General features: G+C 71.3%; 16 protein-coding genes. 6 read left to right on the top strand and 10 right to left on the bottom strand.

Features of this window, described 5'->3' with window-relative positions:
* The first annotated feature begins 10 nt into the window (after window positions 1–10).
* Window positions 11–1,627, top strand: a complete 1,617-nt coding sequence (locus OG714_RS14110) for an LmbE family protein (RefSeq protein ID WP_406121035.1) — start codon at window positions 11–13, stop codon at window positions 1,625–1,627.
* Window positions 1,628–1,673: 46 nt separating this feature from the next.
* Window positions 1,674–3,062: a GDSL-type esterase/lipase family protein gene (locus tag OG714_RS14105; protein ID WP_406121033.1), complete on the top strand. Its 1,389-nt coding sequence runs from the start codon at window positions 1,674–1,676 to the stop codon at window positions 3,060–3,062.
* Window positions 3,063–3,137: 75 nt separating this feature from the next.
* On the opposite strand, the gene OG714_RS14100 is transcribed toward OG714_RS14105, so the two are convergent.
* The 5 genes from OG714_RS14100 to OG714_RS14080 form a co-directional block, all read right to left on the bottom strand.
* On the bottom strand, window positions 3,138–5,276 hold the full coding sequence (locus tag OG714_RS14100; protein ID WP_406121031.1) for a 3-hydroxyacyl-CoA dehydrogenase NAD-binding domain-containing protein: 2,139 nt from the start codon (window positions 5,274–5,276) through the stop codon (window positions 3,138–3,140).
* A complete protein-coding gene (locus tag OG714_RS14095; protein WP_406121029.1) occupies window positions 5,273–6,490 on the bottom strand; it encodes a thiolase family protein in 1,218 nt (405 codons plus the stop codon). The genes OG714_RS14100 and OG714_RS14095 overlap by 4 nt, the downstream gene beginning before the upstream one ends.
* Window positions 6,491–6,774: 284 nt before the next feature.
* Window positions 6,775–8,052, bottom strand: coding sequence for an HRDC domain-containing protein (locus tag OG714_RS14090; protein ID WP_406121027.1), 1,278 nt, complete (start codon window positions 8,050–8,052; stop codon window positions 6,775–6,777).
* Between the two features lie 167 nt (window positions 8,053–8,219).
* Complete coding sequence (locus OG714_RS14085; RefSeq protein WP_019063311.1) at window positions 8,220–8,882, bottom strand: response regulator transcription factor; 663 nt, start codon at window positions 8,880–8,882, stop codon at window positions 8,220–8,222.
* A gap of 249 nt (window positions 8,883–9,131) precedes the next feature.
* Entirely contained in the window at window positions 9,132–9,758 is a 627-nt protein-coding gene (locus tag OG714_RS14080; RefSeq protein WP_406121025.1) for a DUF3000 domain-containing protein, read from the bottom strand.
* A 147-nt stretch (window positions 9,759–9,905) separates the two neighbouring features.
* Here OG714_RS14080 and hemE point away from each other — a divergent pair, with 147 nt between their 5' ends.
* Window positions 9,906–10,973, top strand: coding sequence for a uroporphyrinogen decarboxylase (gene hemE, locus OG714_RS14075; RefSeq protein WP_406121023.1), 1,068 nt, complete (start codon window positions 9,906–9,908; stop codon window positions 10,971–10,973).
* Window positions 10,974–10,980: 7 nt separating this feature from the next.
* Here the strand turns inward: hemE and OG714_RS14070 are convergent, their stop codons facing one another.
* Window positions 10,981–11,805 (bottom strand): rhomboid family intramembrane serine protease, encoded by an 825-nt coding sequence (locus OG714_RS14070; protein WP_406121021.1) that lies wholly within the window; start codon window positions 11,803–11,805, stop codon window positions 10,981–10,983.
* 125 nt (window positions 11,806–11,930) lie between these two features.
* On the opposite strand from OG714_RS14070, the gene OG714_RS14065 reads away from it, so the two are divergent.
* Window positions 11,931–12,257 (top strand): hypothetical protein, encoded by a 327-nt coding sequence (locus OG714_RS14065; RefSeq protein ID WP_406121019.1) that lies wholly within the window; start codon window positions 11,931–11,933, stop codon window positions 12,255–12,257.
* A gap of 6 nt (window positions 12,258–12,263) precedes the next feature.
* Here OG714_RS14065 and OG714_RS14060 read toward each other — a convergent pair whose 3' ends face one another.
* Together OG714_RS14060 and OG714_RS14055 are read right to left on the bottom strand one after the other, a co-directional pair.
* A complete protein-coding gene (locus OG714_RS14060; RefSeq protein ID WP_406121017.1) occupies window positions 12,264–13,664 on the bottom strand; it encodes an FAD-dependent oxidoreductase in 1,401 nt (466 codons plus the stop codon).
* Between the two features lie 27 nt (window positions 13,665–13,691).
* On the bottom strand, window positions 13,692–14,633 hold the full coding sequence (locus OG714_RS14055) for a DUF4349 domain-containing protein (protein ID WP_406121015.1): 942 nt from the start codon (window positions 14,631–14,633) through the stop codon (window positions 13,692–13,694).
* 161 nt (window positions 14,634–14,794) lie between these two features.
* Here OG714_RS14055 and hemG point away from each other — a divergent pair, with 161 nt between their 5' ends.
* Complete coding sequence (gene hemG, locus OG714_RS14050) at window positions 14,795–16,225, top strand: protoporphyrinogen oxidase (RefSeq protein ID WP_406121013.1); 1,431 nt, start codon at window positions 14,795–14,797, stop codon at window positions 16,223–16,225.
* Window positions 16,226–16,229: 4 nt separating this feature from the next.
* A complete protein-coding gene (hemQ, locus tag OG714_RS14045) occupies window positions 16,230–16,961 on the top strand; it encodes a hydrogen peroxide-dependent heme synthase (protein WP_406121012.1) in 732 nt (243 codons plus the stop codon).
* A gap of 78 nt (window positions 16,962–17,039) precedes the next feature.
* Here the strand turns inward: hemQ and OG714_RS14040 are convergent, their stop codons facing one another.
* A complete protein-coding gene (locus tag OG714_RS14040) occupies window positions 17,040–18,635 on the bottom strand; it encodes an alpha/beta hydrolase (RefSeq protein ID WP_406121011.1) in 1,596 nt (531 codons plus the stop codon).
* Between the two features lie 134 nt (window positions 18,636–18,769).
* The gene (locus OG714_RS14035; RefSeq protein WP_406121009.1) at window positions 18,770–19,546 is read right to left on the bottom strand and encodes a TIGR04222 domain-containing membrane protein; all 777 of its coding nucleotides are present in this window, start codon (window positions 19,544–19,546) and stop codon (window positions 18,770–18,772) included.
* Window positions 19,547–19,553 lie beyond the last annotated feature (7 nt).

Raw genomic sequence — 19,553 nt, 5'->3', positions numbered from 1 at the left:
CGGGCTGCGCATGGTCGACGCCCAGCACGGGTTCACGGCCGACCGTCCGCCGGCCCGGCTGACCACCCTGTGGACCGGGCAGGTAGGCGCCCAACTCACCCTGAACGCCGCGGAGTCGCCGCTGCAACAGCCGCAGGAAGTCACCCGGGACGCGCTGCTCGGCTCCCTCGTCGAGGTGCTCCGCCACACGCGGCCCGACCACTTCTGGACCATGGACCCCGACCCCTGGCACACGGCCTGGGACGAGAAGCGGGGACCGACGTCCAGCGACCACCAGGACCACACCGCGACGGCCCAGTTCGCGCTGGCCGCCCTGGAGCACTACATCGCGGAGGGCGGCGTGCCCCCGCTGGTCGACCACTGCGTCGGCTACGGCAACAAGCTCTGGCCCAGCAACCTCACCGAGCACGCCTGGGCCGAGAAGAAGCGCGTGGTCGAGGTCTACACGTCGGCCGACGGACACGACTGCCGCCACCGCCACTGCGGCGACCGGCAGTTGTCCGACGGCTCCGACATCCGCCGCTACGGCTGGAGCACCCGGGCCCGCTACGAGGGCGGCACCGACTGGCTCCACCTCCAGGCCGACGGCCGGCTCGCCGCGTACGCCGTGCTCGGCGGCCGGGTCACGGTCTGGACCGAGGGCGTGCCGGGCGGCGACAACTGGGGCCGGCCCGCCTTCCTGCCCGGGGCCGGTCTGACGCCGGCCCTGTCCGTCGCCCCGGACCGCACCGGCGGGGTGCACCTCGTCGGTCTGCGCCGGACACCGGGGCCGGGCGGTCAGGTGGACGTGGAGGTCGTCCGGATGTGGCGGCAGGCCCACACCGGGGCGGTGGCGCCCTGGGAGGAGGTCGGCAACCCCAACGCGCGGTCGAAGGACTGGCGGCGCTGCCGGGAGATCGGCGTGCCCGAGGCCGTGGCCGACCCCTCGGGACGGCTGCACGTCTTCATGCGGAACTTCGGATCCGGGATCAGCGCCCGCCGCGAGACCGGCGAGGGGTGGGCCGACTGGGAGGACCTGGGCGGCCGCGGCATGCAGGACTGCCTCACCGCGGTCCTGAAGTCCACCGGCCGCATCCAGCTGTTCGCCGCGAACCGCGTCGGCGGCGTGCACTGGTACCAGGAGGACGTGTACGGCCCGTACCAGCTCCAGGACGGAGTGACGACGGCCGACCCGGACGCCTGGCGGCCCGCCGGCGGCCTCACCCCCGTGCAGATCGGCCGCTCCCGGATGGCGTTCTTCTACCGCGAGGAGGACTCCGGCGAGGTGATGTGCGTACGGCAGCGGCCCGACGGCCGGTGGAACGCACACGCCGAACGGCTGGGCGGACACGGCGGGACCGGCCGGATCGCGGTACTGCGGCAACTGACCGACCGGCACGACACCCTCGTCCTCGCCCGCCGCAACGCCCACAACCGGCTGAGCCTCGCGGTCCTGCCCACGCAGGGCCGGCCGCAGGCACCGGACTGGTTCGACCACGATGTGCTGATCGCCCGTCCGCCCGCCCTCGCCCTGGACCACGCGGGCCGGGTCGTGGTGGCGCTGCTCGGCACCGACGCGCGGCTGCGGGTGCTGCGGCAGAACACGCCGGACGTGGCCGACGGCTTCGGACCCCCGGTGATCGTGTGACCGGCTCCGACACCGGCCGGGGACATCAGGAAGACGTGAGGAACACATGAGGAAGATCTGCATCATCGGGAACTCGGTGGCCGCCTCGCGGACCGAGGAGGAGGCACCGCTCGCCGGCTGGGGCCAGTACCTCGGCGCGTTCCTGGGCGGCGACTACGAGGTGCGCAACTACGCCCGGGACGCCATGACGCTGCGCGGCTACTTCACCGAGCGCCTCGCCACCCTCCTCTCCGTCCTCAACCCCGGCGACCTGGTCCTCATCGCCTTCGGCAACGTCGAGCAGCGCGTCAACCAGCCCGAACGCCACCACGGGCCACGCGAGTTCAAGGAGTACCTGCGTCTGTACGCCGAGGCCGTCCAGTCCGAGGGAGCCCTCCCCGTGCTGGTCACACCCTCGGCGCGCTGCACCTTCGACGAGGCCGGGAACGTCCTGGACACCCATGACGGATACCCCGAACTCATGCGCGAGGCCGCGGCCGAGACGGGCGCCGCGCTGATCGACATGACCGCGTTCACCACGACGATGCTCGCCGAACTCGGCCCCACCCGGGCCCGCCGGCTCTTCCGCTGGCTGGATCCGGGCGAGCACCCGAACCACCCCGACGGCATCATCGACTCCAGCCACTTCAACGAGGCGGGAGCGCGCGAGGTGGCCCGCCGGCTGGCCGCGTCCGTCCTGGACGACCCGGCCCTGCCGCGTGACATGGTCGACCCGCAGCGGCTGGCCCCCGACACGTTCCCCGCGGTCCTCGCCGAGTTCACCGTGAGCCGCCCCGAACTGGCCCTCACCATGCAGCCGAGCCTGCCGGACCCGCCGGTCTTCACCTCGCCCGCGCCCGCCGAACTGGTCGGCGCCGCCCGCAGACTGACCGGCAAGGCACCGGACGGGACCGACTACGTCCTCTTCTACGAGCAGGGCCGCTACCTCGGCGGCACCTCCGTCGCACCCTCCGGGACCTGGCAGTGGCGCCGGGTCGTCAACTGGCCGGCCGGTCCGCACACCGTCGAGGTGCTCGGGGTCGCGGGCAACAACGTCTCCCGGACCTCCGCCGCGGACTTCCACGTCCTCGACCGGCTGGACCCGCCGCAGATCGTGGGCCCGAGGCCGAACGCCTGGTGCGGTCCACGCCCCCGCTTCTCCGGCAGGGCGGCCCCCGGCGTCACCAAGGTCATGGTGCTGGAGCAGGGCAGGCTCATCGCCCAGGCACCCGTCCAGGACGACGGGACCTGGCGGGTCACCCACGCCCACGACTGGCGGCCGGGCACCTACACGGTCGAGTTCGTGGCGGTGTTCAGCGCCATCCACTCGGCGCCCGCCCCGCTGACCCTGCGCGTGCACGGCATCCCCGAGGACAACTGGCTGCGCACGTCGCTGTCGTCCCGCGAACCCTGCTCCGGCACCTGCGAGCACTACCCGGTGATGCCGGCCTGGTAGTCCAGGGCACGGAACGACGGAGGGCCCCCGCCCAAAGGCGGAGGCCCTCACCAAGTCACGTCCGTACGAAGGCAGTTACGCCGGAACGCTAGCCACACCCGGCGCCAGGAACGGCTTGCCGTTCACCCGCTCCGAGACACCCTCGCGGTCCAGGTACGGCGTGATGCCGCCCAGGTGGAAGGGCCAGCCCGCGCCCGTGATCAGGCACAGGTCGATGTCCTGCGCCTCGGCGACGACACCCTCGTCGAGCATCAGCCCGATCTCCTGCGCCACCGCGTCCAGGACCCGGTCCCGCACCTGCTCCTCGGTCAGCACGGAGTCGCCCTGCTGGAGCAACGCCGCGACCTCGGGGTCGAGTTCGGGCTTGAAGCCGTTCTCGGCGGAGTAGACGTAGAAGCCGCGCTTGCCCGCCTTGACGACGGCCGCGAGGTTCGGGGAGACCGTGAAGCGGTCCGGGAAGGCCCGGTTGAGGGTCTCCGAGACATGCAGCCCGATGGCCGGACCGACCAACTCCAGGAGAACCAGCGGGGACATGGGCAGGCCGAGCGGCTCCACGGCCTTCTCCGCGACGGCGACCGGGGTGCCCTCGTCGATGACGTTCTGGATCTCGCCCATGAAGCGGGTGAGGATGCGGTTGACGACGAACGCCGGGGCGTCCTTCACCAACACCGCCGTCTTCTTCAGCTTCTTGGCCACCGCGAACGCGGTCGCGAGCGAGGCGTCGTCCGTCTGCTCGCCGCGCACGATCTCCAACAGGGGGAGGATCGCGACCGGGTTGAAGAAGTGGAAGCCCACGACCCGCTCGGGGTTCTTCAGCTTCGACGCCATCTCGCTCACCGACAGCGAGGAGGTGTTGGTGGCGAGGATCGCGTGCGCCGGGGCGACCGCCTCGACCTCCGCGAACACCTGCTGCTTGACGCCGATCTCCTCGAAGACGGCCTCGATGATGAAGTCGGCGTCGGAGAAGCCCTCGGCCTTGTCCAGCACACCGGTGACCAGGGCCGTGAGGCGGTTGGCCTTGTCCTGGTTGATACGGCCCTTGCCGAGCAGCTTCTCGATCTCGGCGTGGACGTAGCCCACACCCTTGTCGACGCGCTCCTGGTCGATGTCCGTGAGGACGACCGGTACTTCGAGGCGGCGCAGGAAGAGCAGGGCGAGCTGCGAGGCCATCAGACCCGCGCCGACCACGCCGACCTTCGTCACCGGACGCGCCAGGGACTTGTCCGGCGCACCCGCCGGACGCTTGCCGCGCTTCTGGACGAGGTTGAACGCGTAGATACCGGCGCGCAGTTCGCCACCCATGATCAGGTCGGCGAGGGCCAGGTCCTCGGCGTCGTAGCCCTGCTGGAGGTCGCCGTTCTTCGCGGCCCCGATGATGTCCAGGGCGCGGTAGGCGGCCGGGGCCGCGCCGTGCACCTTGGAGTCCGCGACGAGACGGCCCTTGGCGACGGCCTGGTCCCAGGCCTCGCCGCGGTCGATCGCCGGACGCTCGACCTTGACGTCACCCTTGAGGACGGTGGCCGTCCAGATCAGCGACTGCTCCAGGAAGTCGGCGCCCTCGAAGAGCGCGTCGGCGATCCCGAGGTCGAAGACCTGCTGGCCCTTGAGCTGCTTGTTCTGGTTCAGGCTGTTCTCGATGATCACCGAGACGGCCTTCTCCGCGCCGATCAGGTTCGGCAGCAGCGTGCAGCCGCCCCAGCCGGGGACGAGGCCGAGGAAGACCTCGGGCAGCGAGAACGCCGCGATGTGCTTGGACACCGTGCGGTACTCGCAGTGCAGACCGACCTCGACACCGCCGCCCATGGCCGCGCCGTTGTAGTACGTGAAGGTCGGTACCGCGATGTCCGCGAGGCGCTTGAAGACCTCGTGGCCGCCCTTGCCGATGGCGAGCGCGTCGTCGTGGTTCTTCAGGAGCTCGACGCCCTTGAGGTCCGCGCCGACGGCGAAGACGAACGGCTTGCCGGTGATGCCGACACCGACGATCTCGCCGGCCGCCGCCTCCTTCTCGACCTGGTCGATGGCGGTGTTCAGGTTCGCCAGCGAGGCCGGGCCGAAGGTGGTCGGCTTGGTGTGGTCGAAGCCGTTGTCCAGCGTGATGAGCGCGAACCGCCCGGCGCTGTAAGGCAGTTCGAGGTGTCGGACGTGCGCGGACGTCACGACCTCGTCGGGGAACAGCTCGGCCGCACCCTTCAGAAGCTCGGTGGTGGTGCTCACTTGTCCCCCTCGAAGTGCGGGTTCTCCCAGATGACCGTGGCGCCCATGCCGAAGCCGACGCACATCGTCGTCAGGCCGTAGCGGACGTTCGGCTGCTCCTCGAACTGCCGGGCCAGCTGCGTCATCAGACGCACACCCGACGAGGCCAGCGGGTGACCGAAGGCGATCGCGCCGCCGTACTGGTTGACGCGCTCGTCGTCGTCCGCGATGCCGTAGTGGTCGAGGAAGGCCAACACCTGTACGGCGAAAGCCTCGTTGACCTCGAAGAGGTTGATGTCCTCGATCGAGAGGCCCGCCTTGGCGAGCGCCTTCTCGGTCGCCGGGATCGGGCCGTAACCCATGACCTCCGGCTCGACGCCCGCGAAGGCGTACGACACGAGGCGCATCTTCACCGGCAGGTTGTTCTCGCGCGCGAAGTCCTCGCTGGCGATGATCGACGCCGTGGCGCCGTCGTTCAGACCGGCCGCGTTGCCCGCGGTGACCCGCCCGTGCACACGGAACGGCGTCTTGAGCCCGGCCAGGTTCTCCAGGGTCGTCCCCGGACGCATCGGCTCGTCGGCGGTGACGAGACCCCAACCGGTCTCGCCCACCTGCTCGTTGGTGTTGCGCACCGAGATCGGCACCAGGTCCTGCTGGATCTTGCCGTTGGCGTACGCCTTGGCGGCCTTCTCCTGCGAGCGCACCGCGTACTCGTCGGCGCGCTGCTTGGTGATGTGCGGGTAGCGGTCGTGCAGGTTCTCCGCGGTCATGCCCATGAACAGCGCGGAGTCGTCGACCAGCTTCTCGCTCACGAACCGCGGGTTCGGGTCCACGCCCTCGCCCATGGGGTGGCGGCCCATGTGCTCGACACCACCGGCGATGACGGCGTCGTACGCACCGAAGGCGATGGAGCCCGCGGTGGTCGTGACGGCGGTCAGCGCGCCCGCGCACATACGGTCGATCGAGTAACCGGGCACCGACTGCGGCAGCCCGGCGAGAATGCCCGCCGTCCGCCCCAGGGTCAGCCCCTGGTCACCGATCTGCGTGGTCGCGGCGATGGCGACCTCGTCGATCTTCTTGGGGTCGAGTCCGGGGTTGCGGCGCAGCAGCTCCCGGATCGCCTTCACCACGAGGTCGTCGGCCCGGGTCTCGTGATAGATGCCCTTCGGGCCCGCCTTGCCGAACGGGGTGCGGACGCCGTCGACGAAGACGACGTCCCTGACGGTACGAGGCACGATTGGCTCTCCTCCAGGGTGCGGGATCGGCACTGCCGCGATGCGCTGAGCGCGCGCTCAGAACCCATGCTACTTGTGGGTAACCAAGCTGCCCAGCCCCGGGGCCCCAAGCGGCGAACGTCACACTCCGAAGACCCTTGCGCCCTACATGCCTGCACATGTCACCCAAGGATCTTGGCGCGATCTCGACGTTCCCGGACCAGTTGACGCGCCTCTTTTAAGGGGCGCGAGGAACTGCGCGACCAGCCACAACGGACCCGCACCCGCAAAACAACGCACAACCCCTACGGCGCCTTCGCGGTCAAAGCCTCCACCAAAACCGGCGCAACCTGCTCAACCTGCCAGGCCCGAGCCCCATACCCGGCAAGCGCAGCACCCACAGACTCCACATCCACACTCTTCGGCGGCTCCCAGCAAACCCGCCGCACAGTGTCCGGAGTAATGAGGTTCTCCTGAGGCATGTTGAGCCCCTCGGCCACCGCGGAAACCGCAGCGCGCGCCGCAGACAACCGAGCCGCGGCCTCAGGGTCCTTGTCGGCCCAAGCACGGGGCGGCGGCGGCCCGGTAACCGGCTGGCCGGGCTGCGGCAACGCCGAGTCGGGCAAGGCCTTCGCCCGATCAACCGCCGCCTGCCACTGCTCCAGCTGCCGCCGCCCCATCCGATGCCCGAACCCGTTCAACGCCGCGAGCGCCTGCACATCCAGCGGCAGCGCCAGCGCCGCCTCCACGATCGCCGCGTCGGACAGCACCTTCCCCGGCGACACGTCCCGCCGCTGCGCGATCCGGTCCCGCGTCTGCCACAGCTCCCGTACGACACCGAGCTGCCGGCGCCGCCGTACCTTGTGCATCCCGGACGTACGGCGCCACGGGTCCTTGCGGGGCTCGGCGGGCGGCGCGGCCGCGATCGCGTCGAACTCCTGGCGGGCCCAGTCCAGCTTGCCCTGCCGGTCGAGCTCCTTCTCCAGGGCGTCCCGCAGGTCGACGAGGAGTTCGACGTCGAGGGCGGCGTAGCGCAGCCAGGGTTCGGGCAGCGGGCGGGTGGACCAGTCGACGGCGGAGTGCCCCTTCTCCAGGACGAAACCGAGCACACCCTCGACCATCGCGCCCAGTCCGACCCGCGGGAATCCGGCGAGCCGACCCGCCAGCTCGGTGTCGAAGAGCCGCGTCGGCACCATGCCTATCTCGCGCAGACAGGGCAGGTCCTGGGTGGCGGCGTGCAGCACCCACTCGACGCCGGAGATGGCCGCACCGAGGCCCGACAGGTCGGGGCAGGCCACGGGATCGATCAGTGCGGTGCCCGCGCCCTCACGGCGCAGCTGCACCAGATAGGCGCGCTGTCCGTAGCGGTAGCCGGACGCGCGCTCGGCGTCCACGGCCACGGGACCCGTGCCGGCGGCGAAGGCCGCGATCACCTCGGCGAGGGCGTCCTCGTCGGCGATCACGGGCGGAATGCCCTCTCGGGGCTCGAGCAAAGGGATCGGCGCCGGTTCGACGTCGTCCGGAGGGGCGCCTCCGGTGGTTCGCAGTGAGCTGTCTGCTGCGGTTTCTTGGGCGTCGGTCACCTGTCAAGGGTATCCGTGTATGGACAACGCCCGCCGACGGAACGTTCCGTCGACGGGCGTCTGGGGGTCGTAAACCAGTCAGGTAAGTGAAAGATCCGGTTCACGGCTCGAAGGGGGAGCGGGGAGGGGAGCGGAAGGGGGTGTGGGGACGGGGTTGCGGGAGAGGGTCAGTGGATGATTCCGGTGCGCAGCGCCACCGCGACCATGCCGGCGCGGTCACCCGTGCCGAGCTTGCGGGCGATGCGGGCGAGGTGGCTCTTGACGGTGAGTGCGGACAGGCCCATGGAGACGCCGATCGCCTTGTTCGACTGGCCTTCCGCGACCAGACGCAGGACCTCGACCTCACGGCCGGACAGTTCGCGGTAGCCACCCGGGTGGCTCGGGGAACCCGGGGGGCGGCGGTGCATTCGGGCGGCGGCGGAGCCGATGGGGGCGGCGCCGGGTCGGGTGGGGAGCCCGACGTTGTTACGGGTGCCGGTGACGACGTAGCCCTTGACGCCGCCCGCGAGGGCGTTGCGCACGGCACCGATGTCGTCGGCGGCGGACAGGGCCAGGCCGTTGGGCCAGCCTGCGGCTCTGGTCTCGGAGAGCAGGGTGAGACCGGAACCGTCGGGAAGGTGGACGTCTGCCACACAGATGTCGCGGGGGTTGCCGATGCGGGGACGAGCCTCCGCGACGGACGAGGCCTCGATGACGTCGCGCACACCGAGCGCCCACAGGTGGCGGGTGACGGTGGAGCGGACGCGCGGGTCGGCCACGACCACCATGGCGGTCGGCTTGTTCGGGCGGTAGGCGACCAGGCTTGCGGGCTGCTCGAGGAGAACGGACACCAGGCCTCCTGGGGTGTGGGACGACTTTCAAGGTCACAGTCGTCTTCGGCAGCAAACCCGCGGGCCTTTAGAGAAAGATCACGATTTAGTGAGTATCAATCAGTTCAATTCGGACACGCTGTCGATCGTTCGGTGAACGAAACGGCTCGTTCGATGGGCCACTCCTGATTGAAAGTGGCCGTATCGACAAAGACACCGGAAGTGATCGGTAAGACCTCGGTGTGTCTCGGGTGAGGCCTCGGGTGAGGCTCAGCGTGACTGCGGTCCCCGGCGCTGTGGCAGCGTGACGATGGACGCGTCGCCAGGACCCGCCGGCGGCAGGCCCGCGACCTGGGCCAGCAGATCGCACCAGGAGGCGAGATGCGCCGCCGTGTCCGGGACGCCGCCGAGCCCCTCGCGCGGGGTCCACGAGGCACGGATCTCGATCTGGGACGCGGACGGCCGTTCGGACAGCCCGCCGAAGTAGTGGGAACTGGCCCGCGTGACGGTGCCGCTCGGCTCGCCGTACGTCAGTCCGCGCGCCTGGAGCGCACCGGTCAGCCACGACCAGCACACGTCGGGCAGCAGCGGGTCCGCCGCCATCTCCGGCTCCAGCTCCGCGCGCACCAGCGTCACCAGCCGGAACGTGCCGTGCCAGGCGTCGTGCCCGTCCGGGTCGTGCAGCAGCACCAGCCGGCCGTCGGCCAGGTCCTGGTCGCCGTCGACGACCGCGGCCTCCAGCGCGTACGCGAAGGGCGCGAGCCGCTGTGGCGCGGGCGTCGGATCGATCTCGATCTGCGGCCTCAGCCGACTGTTCCGCAGGGCCTGGACCGCCGCCTGGAAAGCCGGCGGAGCCGCCCCGCCCCCATCCCGGTCCCCCTCCTTGGAGTCGTCCATCCCGTCAGCGCCATCCGACAATCGTCCCTGAGCCGCAGCCATGCGGGAAGATTAAGGGGAACGGAGGCATCGTGCGGGACTAGACACCCGCTCTTCCGCTCAGCACACCGTGTAATCGCCTTCTGGCGCCGTGCGAGACTTGGCCCCGTGAGTGCCAACCAGAGCCCCGCGGGCCAGCAGCCGACCGCCACTTACGACTCCGCCTTCATGAAGGCGGCCAGGCGTGAGCCCGTTCCGCACACACCCGTGTGGTTCATGCGGCAGGCCGGGCGCTCGCTGCCGGAGTACCACAAGGCGCGCGAGGGCATCGCGATGCTCGACTCCTGCACGCGCCCCGAGCTGGTCGCCGAGATCACCCTCCAGCCGGTGCGCAGGCACAAGGTGGACGCGGCGGTCTACTTCAGCGACATCGTCGTCCCGCTCAAGGCCATCGGCGTCGACCTCGACATCAAGCCCGGCGTCGGCCCGGTCGTCGAGAACCCGATCCGCACCCGCGCCGACCTGGCCCAGCTCCGCGACCTCACCCCCGAGGACGTCTCCTACGTCACGGAGGCCATCGGCCTGCTGACCGCCGAGCTCGGTTCCACCCCCCTCATCGGCTTCGCCGGCGCCCCGTTCACCCTCGCGAGCTACCTCGTGGAGGGCGGCCCGTCCCGCACGTACGAGAACGCCAAGGCGATCATGTACGGCGACCCCGAGCTCTGGCACGACCTCCTCGACCGCCTCGCCGACATCACGGCCGCCTTCCTCAAGGTCCAGATCGAGGCGGGCGCCAGCGCCGTCCAGGTCTTCGACTCCTGGGCCGGCGCCCTCGCCCCGGCCGACTACCGCCGCTCGGCGCTGCCCGCCTCCGCCAAGGTCTTCAAGGCCGTCGAGGGCTACGGCGTCCCGCGCATCCACTTCGGCGTCGGCACCGGCGAGCTGCTCGGCCTGATGGGCGAGGCCGGCGCGGACGTCGTGGGCGTCGACTGGCGCGTCCCGCTGGACGAGGCAGCCCGCCGTGTCGGCCCCGGCAAGGCGCTCCAGGGCAACCTCGACCCGACCGTCCTGTTCGCCCCCACGGAGGCCGTCGAGGCGAAGACCCGCGAGGTGCTCGACGCGGCGAAGGGCCTGGAGGGGCACATCTTCAACCTCGGCCACGGCGTGATGCCGTCCACCGACCCGGACGCGCTGACCCGGCTCGTGGAGTACGTCCACACCGAGACGGCCCTCTAGGGAGCGTTCACCACGTGTGCCGGGGCCTCGCCCGCCTGCCGAACAGCAGGCCGCGCGGTTCCGGCGGCGGGGGCGTGCCCGCCTTGAGCGGCCAGGCCAGCAGCATGCCCACCAGGAACCCGACGACGTGCGCCTCGTACGCGACCGTGCCCGCGTCGGAGACGCCCTCGCCGGACGAGTAGAACGCCTGGAGCACGAACCAGAAGCCCAGCACCAGCCAGGCCGGCAGGCGCAGCGGCAGGAAGAACAGGAACGGCACCAGGACCCACACCCGGGCCTTCGTGTACAGCACCAGATACGCGCCCAGGACACCGGCGATCGCCCCGGAGGCGCCGATCAGCGGGTCGGCCGAGTTGTCGTTGAGCAGCGCGAAGCCGTAGCCCGCCGCGTAACCGCATGCTACGTAGAAGAGCGTGAAGCGGATGTGGCCCATGCGGTCCTCGACGTTGTTGCCGAAGATCATCAGGAACAGCATGTTGCCCAGCAGGTGGATCCAGCTGCCGTGCAGGAACATCGCGGTGAAGACGCTCAGGGGCGCCGACTTGTCGTAGCCCGGCGGGCCGGCCGCGCAGGCCGGGCCGCCGGGGCCGGCCTGGACGGCGCCGGTCGGGACGATCTGGGGCATCTGATGGTGGATCAACTCCCGCGGTACGGCCGCGTAGTGGTCCAGGAACGCCTGTAGATGGCACAGCTGGGAGAGGTCGCTGCCGCCCGCCACAGAACCCGCCATTCCGGGTGTGGACAGGAAGACGAGCACGTTCGCGGCGATGAGCGCATACGTCACCCAAGGGGTGCGGCGCACCGGGTTCACGTCATGGACGGGGATGACCACAAGGGATTAGTGCCCGCGATACGCGCGGCGAACCGGTGAACACCGCCGTCCGCCTGTGCGTATGACTCCTCAACCGCCTGCGGCGCGGGGAAGGCGTGTCGCGGGGACGACGTGAGGAACAGGCGATGAACGACCGAATTTCTCCTCAGATGACCGCCACGCCCGACGGCGAGGCCGAGATCTCCCTGGTGGTGCGCCTCCCCTGGGAGGACGTCGCCAGGCTCGGCCAGGAGGCGGGCCGGCTCGCCGCGCAGATGCAGCGGCCGGTGACCCTGGACGAGGCGGTGAGCAACCGGCTGAGGTCCAACGCGCTGGGCGCCCACGCGAAGCCCGCGGCGGCGGCACAGCCCGCCGCGATGATGCCGGCGAGCGCGTCGGTGTCCTCGCTGCCCGCCAGGCCGCCGGCCGAGCAGGCACGGCAGGCCATAGACCGCATCAACGGAACGGCATAGACACGCTCAGCGCGGGCTCGCCTGGATCTTGGCGGCCGCCTTGCGGGCCGCCACCAGGACCGGGTCCCACACCGGTGAGAACGGCGGGGCGTACCCCAGGTCCAGGGCCGTCATCTGTTCCACCGTCATACGGGCCGTGAGGGCGACCGCCGCGATGTCGACACGTTTCGCGGCGCCCTCACGACCGACGATCTGCACGCCCAGAAGACGGCCGGTTCGGCGTTCGGCGAGCATCTTCACCGTCATGAGGGAGGCCTCGGGGTAGTAGCCCGCGCGGCTGGTCGACTCGATGGTGACCGCCTCGAATTGCAGCCCCGCGCGGTGGGCGTCCTTCTCGCGCAGCCCGGTACGGGCGATCTCCAGGTCGCACACCTTGCTCACGGCCGTACCGACGACCCCCGGGAAGGTGGCGTATCCGCCGCCCACATTGGTGCCGATGACCTGCCCGTGCTTGTTGGCGTGGGTCCCCAGGGCGATGTGCCGCTTCTGCCCGGAGACCAGGTCGAGCACCTCGACGCAGTCGCCCCCGGCCCAGATGTCCTCGTGCCCGCGCACCCGCATCGCCAGGTCGGTGAGCAACCCGTCGTGCTGCCCGACCGGCAGCCCCGCCGCCTTCGCGAGGGTCGTCTCGGGCCGTACGCCGATGCCCAGGACCACCACGTCCGCCGGGTACTCCGCGTCCTCCGTGACCACGGCCCGCACCCGTCCGTCGTCCCCGGTGAGCAGCTCGGTGACCCGGGCGTCGTCGACCATGGTGATGCCCAGGCCCTCCATCGCCTTGTGCACCAGCCGCCCCATGTCCGGGTCGAGCGTGGACATCGGCTCCTTGCCCCGGTTGACGACGGTCACGTCATACCCGCGGTTGACGAACGCCTCCGCCATCTCGACCCCGATGTACCCGGCCCCGACCACCACGGCACGACGCCCACGCGTGCGTGCCAGCGAGTCGAGCAGCGCCTGCCCGTCGTCGAGCGTCTGCACCCCGTGCACCCCGGGCGCGTCCACACCCGGCATGTCCGGGCGGACCGGCCGCGCCCCGGTCCCGATCACGAGCTTGTCGTACGACGTCCAGGACTCGGCCCCGGAATCGACGTCACGCGCGCGTACCCGCCCGCCCGCGACGTCGAGCTCCACGACCTCGGTGCGCATGCGCAGGTCGATGTCGCGCTCGCGGTGCTCCTCGGGGGTGCGGGCGATCAACTCCTCCGGGGCGGACACGTCGCCGCCCACCCAGTAGGGGATGCCGCACGCCGAGTACGAGGTGAAGTGGCCGCGCTCGAAGGCCACGATCTCCAGCTCGTCCGGTCCCTTGAGGCGACGTGCCTGCGACGCCGCGGACATGCCCGCGGCGTCGCCTCCGATGACGACCAGTCGTTCCCGGGTACCCCTCGCACGGCTCATGCTCATGCGAACACGCTACGGGGACCGATCATTTCAGTCCTGCCCGCCTTCCTCCGGCGGAGCGCTCGCTCCGGTGACCGCCGGCACGGTCGCGGCCCGACGCGGCCGTACGAGACGCAGCCACAGGACGAGTGCCAGCGCCACCACGGCCGCGAACGGGAGGACCGCGCCGAGCGCCAGGGCGATCCAGCGCAGCATCGTCACGAAGACGTGCCAGCCGCCCGCCACGGCGTCCACGAAGCCGGGGCTGTCGTCCTTCGCGGCGGCCTTCGCGACCGGGGTCTGCGACAGGGACAGGGTGATGGTGGCCAGGCTGGTGCGGTCCTTCAGGGAGGCCTGTTGGGCGAGCAGCGCCTCCAGGTCGGACTCGCGGGTGCTCAACTCGCCCTCCAGCTGCACCACATCGCTGAGCTTGGTGGCCCGGTCCATCAGTTCACGCACGCGTGCCACGCTGGCCCGCTGCGAGGCGATGCGGCTCTCCACGTCCACCACCTGGTCGGTGACGTCCTGCGCCTTCGCGGTCCGCTCCAGGAGCTTGCCCGCGCCCTCCAGGTCGGCGAGGACCTCGTCGTACTTGTCGCTGGGCACGCGCAGGACGACCCGGGTGCGCTCGTGGCCCTGTCCGTCGCGGCTGGTGGACTCGTTGCCGACGAACCCGCCCGCGTTCTCGGTGGTGGTGCGGGCCTCGTCGAGCGCCTTCGGTACGTCCTTGACCCGCACCGACAGGGACGCCGTACGGATGATGCTGCTCGCGGTGAGCTTGGGTGCCGTCTTGGTGTTCCGGGCGTTGCCGCTGCCGGACGCGCCCTCCTGCTGGGCGGCGTCCGGGGCGTCCGCCTTGGCGCCGGCGCCCGCCGCGGTGTCGCTGGAGCTCTTCTCGCTCGCGGCGCCGCTGCACCCGGCGAGCGCGAGTGCCGAGGCCAACAGGAGGCCGGCCAGGGCCTGGACGGGTCGTACGGAGTGTCGTGTGCGCATGTGCCGGTACCCCCGGGGGTCGTCGTGACGACTGACGCTCCTTCGACGCCGGGACCGGGCGGGACGTTGGCGGGAAACGGTTCCGATGCGGTCACAGTCGGAACTCACGTCGGACACCGGGCCGGAGTCGGACTGTCAGTGGGGTCTGAGAGGCTGGGGACATGCGCGAAGTGGAGACTCGTACGGACACAGGGCATGTCGTCGTCATCGGCGCCGGGATCGGCGGGCTGGCCGCCGCACACCGGCTGCTGGACAGAGGCGTGCGCGTGACCGTCGTCGAGGCGTCGGAGCGGGTCGGCGGCAAGCTGCTGCCCGGTGAGATCGCGGGCGCCCGCGTGGACCTCGGCGCCGAGTCGATGCTGGCCCGCCGCCCCGAGGCCGTCGCGCTGGCCCGCGAGGTGGGCCTCACCGACCGCCTTCAGGCGCCCGCCACGGCCACCGCGTCGATCTGGACCCGGGGTGCCCTGCGCCCCATGCCCAAGGGCCACGTCATGGGCGTCCCCGGCACCGCGTCCGCCCTCTCCGGAGTCCTCTCGGACGAGGGCCTGCACCGCATCGAGCGCGACGCCGACCTGCCCCGCATGGAGGTCGGCGACGATGTCGCGGTCGGCGAGTACGTGGCGGCACGCCTCGGCCGCGAGGTCGTCGACCGCCTCGTCGAGCCCCTCCTGGGCGGTGTCTACGCGGGCGACGCGTACCGCATCTCGATGCGCTCCGCCGTCCCGCAGCTGTTCCAGGCCGCGCGGACCCACGACTCCCTCACCGAGGCCGTCCGGGGCATCCAGGAGCGCGCCGCCGCCGCACAGCAGACCGGCCCGGTCTTCATGGGCATCGAGGGCGGAGTGGGCCGACTGCCGCTCGCCGTCGCGGAGTCGGTGCGCGCGCGGGGCGCCGAGATCCTCACCGGGACACCGGTGACGGAGCTGCGCCGGAGCGGGGCCTCGGGCTGGCGGGTCGTCGCCGGAGACCGCGTGCTCGACGCCGACGGCGTGATCGTCGCCGTACCCGCCCCGGTCGCCGCCGAGCTGCTGCGGGACGAAGTGCCGGGCGCCGCGGCCGAGTTGGGCGCCGTCGAGTACGCGTCGATGGCCCTGGTCACCCTCGCCTACCGCCGAGCGGACGTCGAACTCCCCGAAGGCAGCGGCTTCTTGGTACCGCCGGTCGACGGCCGCACCATCAAGGCATCCACGTTCGCCTCCCAGAAGTGGGGCTGGATCGCCGACGAGAACCCGGACGTGCTGGTCCTGCGCACCTCGGTGGGCCGGTACGGCGAGACGACGATCCTGGAGCGCGACGACGCCGGCCTCGTGGACGTCTCCCGGCACGACCTGCGCGAGGCCACCGGCCTTGACGCCACGCCCCTCGAAACCCGGGTCACCCGCTGGACCGACGGCCTGCCCCAGTACCCGGTCGGCCACCACGCGCGCGTGACCCGTGTCCGCGAGCACGTGGCTAAACTCCCCGGCCTGGCAGTCTGCGGCGCGGCCTACGACGGAGTCGGTATCCCGGCCACCATCGCGAGCGCGTACGCGGCCGTCGAGCGGCTGACCGGTGACCCGGTGCCGAGCGCCTCCGGCGGAGCGGGAGAATAGCCCCATGAGCGACGACGCCCCCACCACCGAGCCCGGCCGCATCCCGAACAAGGGCAAGCTGGCCAAGGACCTCAACGAGGCCATCCGCTACACGCTGTGGTCCGTCTTCAAGCTGAAGGACGTGCTGCCCGAGGACCGCGCGGGATACGCCGACGAGGTCCAGGAGCTGTTCGACCAGCTCGCCGCGAAGGACGTGACGGTCCGCGGCACGTACGACGTGTCGGGTCTGCGTGCCGACGGCGACCTCATGATCTGGTGGCACGCCGAGACCGCCGACCAGCTCCAGGAGGCGTACAACCTCTTCCGCCGCACGAAGCTCGGCCGCGCCCTGGAGCCGGTCTGGTCGAACATGGCGCTGCACCGCCCCGCCGAGTTCAACCGCTCGCACATCCCGGCCTTCCTGGCCGACGAGACCCCGCGCAACTACGTCAGCGTGTACCCGTTCGTGCGCTCCTACGACTGGTACCTGCTGCCCGACGAGGACCGCCGCCGCATGCTCGCCGACCACGGCAAGATGGCCCGCGGCTACGCGGACGTGCGCGCCAACACGGTCGCCTCCTTCTCCCTCGGCGACTACGAATGGCTCCTGGCCTTCGAGGCCGACGAGCTGTACCGCATCGTCGACCTCATGCGCCACCTGCGCGCCTCCGAGGCCCGCATGCACGTCCGAGAAGAGGTCCCCTTCTACACAGGCCGCCGCAAGGACATCGGCGACTTGGTCGCAGGCCTGGCGTAAGCGCCCCAAAGGAGCGCGAGGCTGTGTCGATTTGCGGCTCCGCCGCGCGGGCGCGACCAGCCCCCACCGGGCCGCGGTCTACCGACGGCCCGGTCGCGCAGCCTTCGGCTCAGCATGCGGCGCGCAAGCCGCACGCCGCTCCGGCAGCTGCCCTTCCAGCAAGTACGCGTCCAGATACCCGTTGACGCACTTGTTGGCCCCACCCGCGATCCCATGCGTCCCGGCATCCCGCTCGGTCACCAACACCGAGTCGGACAGCCGCCGTTGCAACTCCAGCGCCCCGTCGTACGGTGTAGCCGCATCCCGTTCGGCAGCAAGGATGAGCACCGGCGGCAACTCACCCGGCCCGGTCCGCACATCAAGGGGCTGCTGACGCGGCTCGGGCCAGTACGCGCACGGCAGATTCATCCACACGTTGTCCCACGTCTCGAACGGCGCGACCCGCGCGAGCCGGGTGTTGTCCCGGTCCCAGACACCCCACTCGGTGGGCCAGGCCGCGTCGTTGCACTCGACGGCCGTGTAGACCGCGTTGCCGTTCTCCGCCTCGACGGCAGCCCCCGCCGTCGGCCCGGCCTGCTGGATCAGCTGCTTCGGGTCGCCCTTCAGGTACGACGACAGCGCGGCGGCGGTGTGCGGCCAGTAGTCGTCGTAGTACCCGGCCGACAGGATCGAGCCCTGCAACTGCGCAGGACCCACCTTGCCGCCCGCGGGCTTCTCGGCGAGCCGTGCCTCGGCCCTGCGGTAGCTGCCGAGCACCTTCGCCGCCGTGTCGCCGAGGCCGTAGACATCGTCGTGCTTGGCGATCCACTCCCGGAAGTCCGTCCAGCGGCCCTCGAACGCGGCCGACTGGTCGAGGTTGTTGCGGTACCAGATCTGCTCGGGGTCCGGGTTCACCGCCGAGTCGAACACCATCCGCCGTACGTGCGAGGGGAACAGCGTCGCGTACAGCGCCCCGAAGTAGGTCCCGTAGGACGCGCCCATGAACGTCAGTTTGTTCTCGCCGAGTGCGGCGCGCAGGACGTCCAGGTCGCGGGCGTTGTTCAGGGAGTTGTAGAAGCGGAGCTTGCTGCCGGAGCGCTTGGCGCAGCCGCGCGCGTAGCTCTTGGCCTCCGCGACGCGTTCCTTCTTGTACGACTCCGAGGGGTACGCCGGCGACTGCGAGGGCGCCTTGAAGAAGTGCTTGGGGTCCACGCAGGACAGCGGCGCCGACTTGTCGACGCCGCGCGGGGCGTAGCCGACGAGGTCGTAGGCCGACGCGATGCGCTTCCACTCGGGGAGCATGCCGATCAGCGGGAAGTAGAGGCCGGAGGCGCCGGGGCCGCCGGGGTTGTAGACCAGGGAGCCCTGGCCGGGCACTCTGCGCTTGCTGTTGTGCGGGTCCTTGTGGGTGGCCCGGGCGCGGCTGACGGTCAGCTTGATCTGCTTGCCGTCGGGGTGCGCGTAGTCGAGCGGGACGGAGACCGTGCCGCACTCCATGACGCCGGGCAGGTCCTGCGCGTCCGGGCACTTCCCGAAGGTGATGCCCGCGGCCCGGGCGTGCGCGGCGGCCAGCGTGGTGCCGGTCGACTCGGCCGCGCGGACGCCGGGAACGCCCGGCGTACCGGTGGCCGGCGTGGCGGTGAGGGTGGTGAGGAGCAAGGACCCGGCGGCCGAGTACAGGGCGGCGGCTCGCATGGTGGGGTATCCCTTCGGAGCACGGCAGCAACAAAAGGGATGTTTCGTTCGGCTGTTGGCGAAGGCAAGCACCATTGGGCGGTGTCGGCCCCAATGACCCCTGTGCGCCCCCGGGGAGCGCCTTCACGCTGTGGTCAGCGGCGCCACTCGTACTGCTCGCGGTGCGCGAACGCCGCCCGCAGATCCGGCTCGCCGACCGCGCGGATGCCGCGTACGGCGACGGACGTCAGATACGTACGGTCGTCCCCGCTGCCCGCGTGCCGGGCCAGCGTGCCCAGCAGCCGCTGACCGGCCGGGGAGGCCCAGCGCGAGTACGGGTGCACCTCGACCCGCGCGACGGCCAGACAGCTCAGCGTGAGGGCCAGCGGCAGCCCGAACCAGAGCGCGACCAGCCCCCGCGGCATCTCGGCCCCCGGCGTCAGCAGCGCGGTCACGCCCAGCACGAGCACGACGAGCGCGGCGGCCCGCACCTGCCGTACCCCGGCAGCGACGGTCGTACGGCTCCCGTCCGGTACGGCCAGCCCCGCGTCGACGAGCCGGTCCGCGACGTCGCGGACCGCGTCCGTGGCCGCCGCGGTGGCCCGCACCGGGCCGATCCTGGACTGCCCCTCGGGCCCGATCGCGCCTATCACCGACCGCTCGATGGCGTCCCGGCCGCGCGGGTCGACGACGGTCGCCCAGCCGGTGTGCGCGAGCAGCAGCCGGTGCTGCCGCGCCATGGAGACCAGCGTCAGATCGGCGACCCGCGCGGGACCGCCGGACAGGAACGCCGCCTCGTAGAGCGTCAGATCGTGTCCCGTGCCCGCGTCGTCCGCGTCGACGGCCGCCGCTCTGACGGCGGCCAGGCACAGCCGCGTGCACGCCGTGCCGGCGACGGCCCAGGCCAGGAGCAGGAGAAGGACCCAGAACATGCCACGT

It is taken from the genome of Streptomyces sp. NBC_00989 (assembly GCF_045162655.1).
Taxonomy (GTDB): Bacteria; Actinomycetota; Actinomycetes; order Streptomycetales; family Streptomycetaceae; genus Streptomyces.
The sequence above is the reverse complement of the archived record's forward strand: the minus strand, read 5'-3'. Positions and strand labels throughout refer to the sequence as shown.

What these genes read in the sequence shown, in the direction of transcription:
- OG714_RS14110 (WP_406121035.1), top strand. Translation starts at nt 11, where the DNA reads ATGGTCGACGCCCAGCACGGGTTCACGGCCGACCGTCCGCCGGCCCGG.
- OG714_RS14105 (WP_406121033.1), top strand. Translation starts at nt 1,674, where the DNA reads ATGAGGAAGATCTGCATCATCGGGAACTCGGTGGCCGCCTCGCGGACC.
- OG714_RS14080 (WP_406121025.1), bottom strand. Translation starts at nt 9,758, where the DNA reads ATGGACGACTCCAAGGAGGGGGACCGGGATGGGGGCGGGGCGGCTCCG.
- OG714_RS14065 (WP_406121019.1), top strand. Translation starts at nt 11,931, where the DNA reads ATGAACGACCGAATTTCTCCTCAGATGACCGCCACGCCCGACGGCGAG.
- OG714_RS14060 (WP_406121017.1), bottom strand. Translation starts at nt 13,664, where the DNA reads ATGAGCATGAGCCGTGCGAGGGGTACCCGGGAACGACTGGTCGTCATC.
- OG714_RS14055 (WP_406121015.1), bottom strand. Translation starts at nt 14,633, where the DNA reads ATGCGCACACGACACTCCGTACGACCCGTCCAGGCCCTGGCCGGCCTC.
- hemG (WP_406121013.1), top strand. Translation starts at nt 14,795, where the DNA reads ATGCGCGAAGTGGAGACTCGTACGGACACAGGGCATGTCGTCGTCATC.
- hemQ (WP_406121012.1), top strand. Translation starts at nt 16,230, where the DNA reads ATGAGCGACGACGCCCCCACCACCGAGCCCGGCCGCATCCCGAACAAG.
- OG714_RS14040 (WP_406121011.1), bottom strand. Translation starts at nt 18,635, where the DNA reads ATGCGAGCCGCCGCCCTGTACTCGGCCGCCGGGTCCTTGCTCCTCACC.
- OG714_RS14035 (WP_406121009.1), bottom strand. Translation starts at nt 19,546, where the DNA reads ATGTTCTGGGTCCTTCTCCTGCTCCTGGCCTGGGCCGTCGCCGGCACG.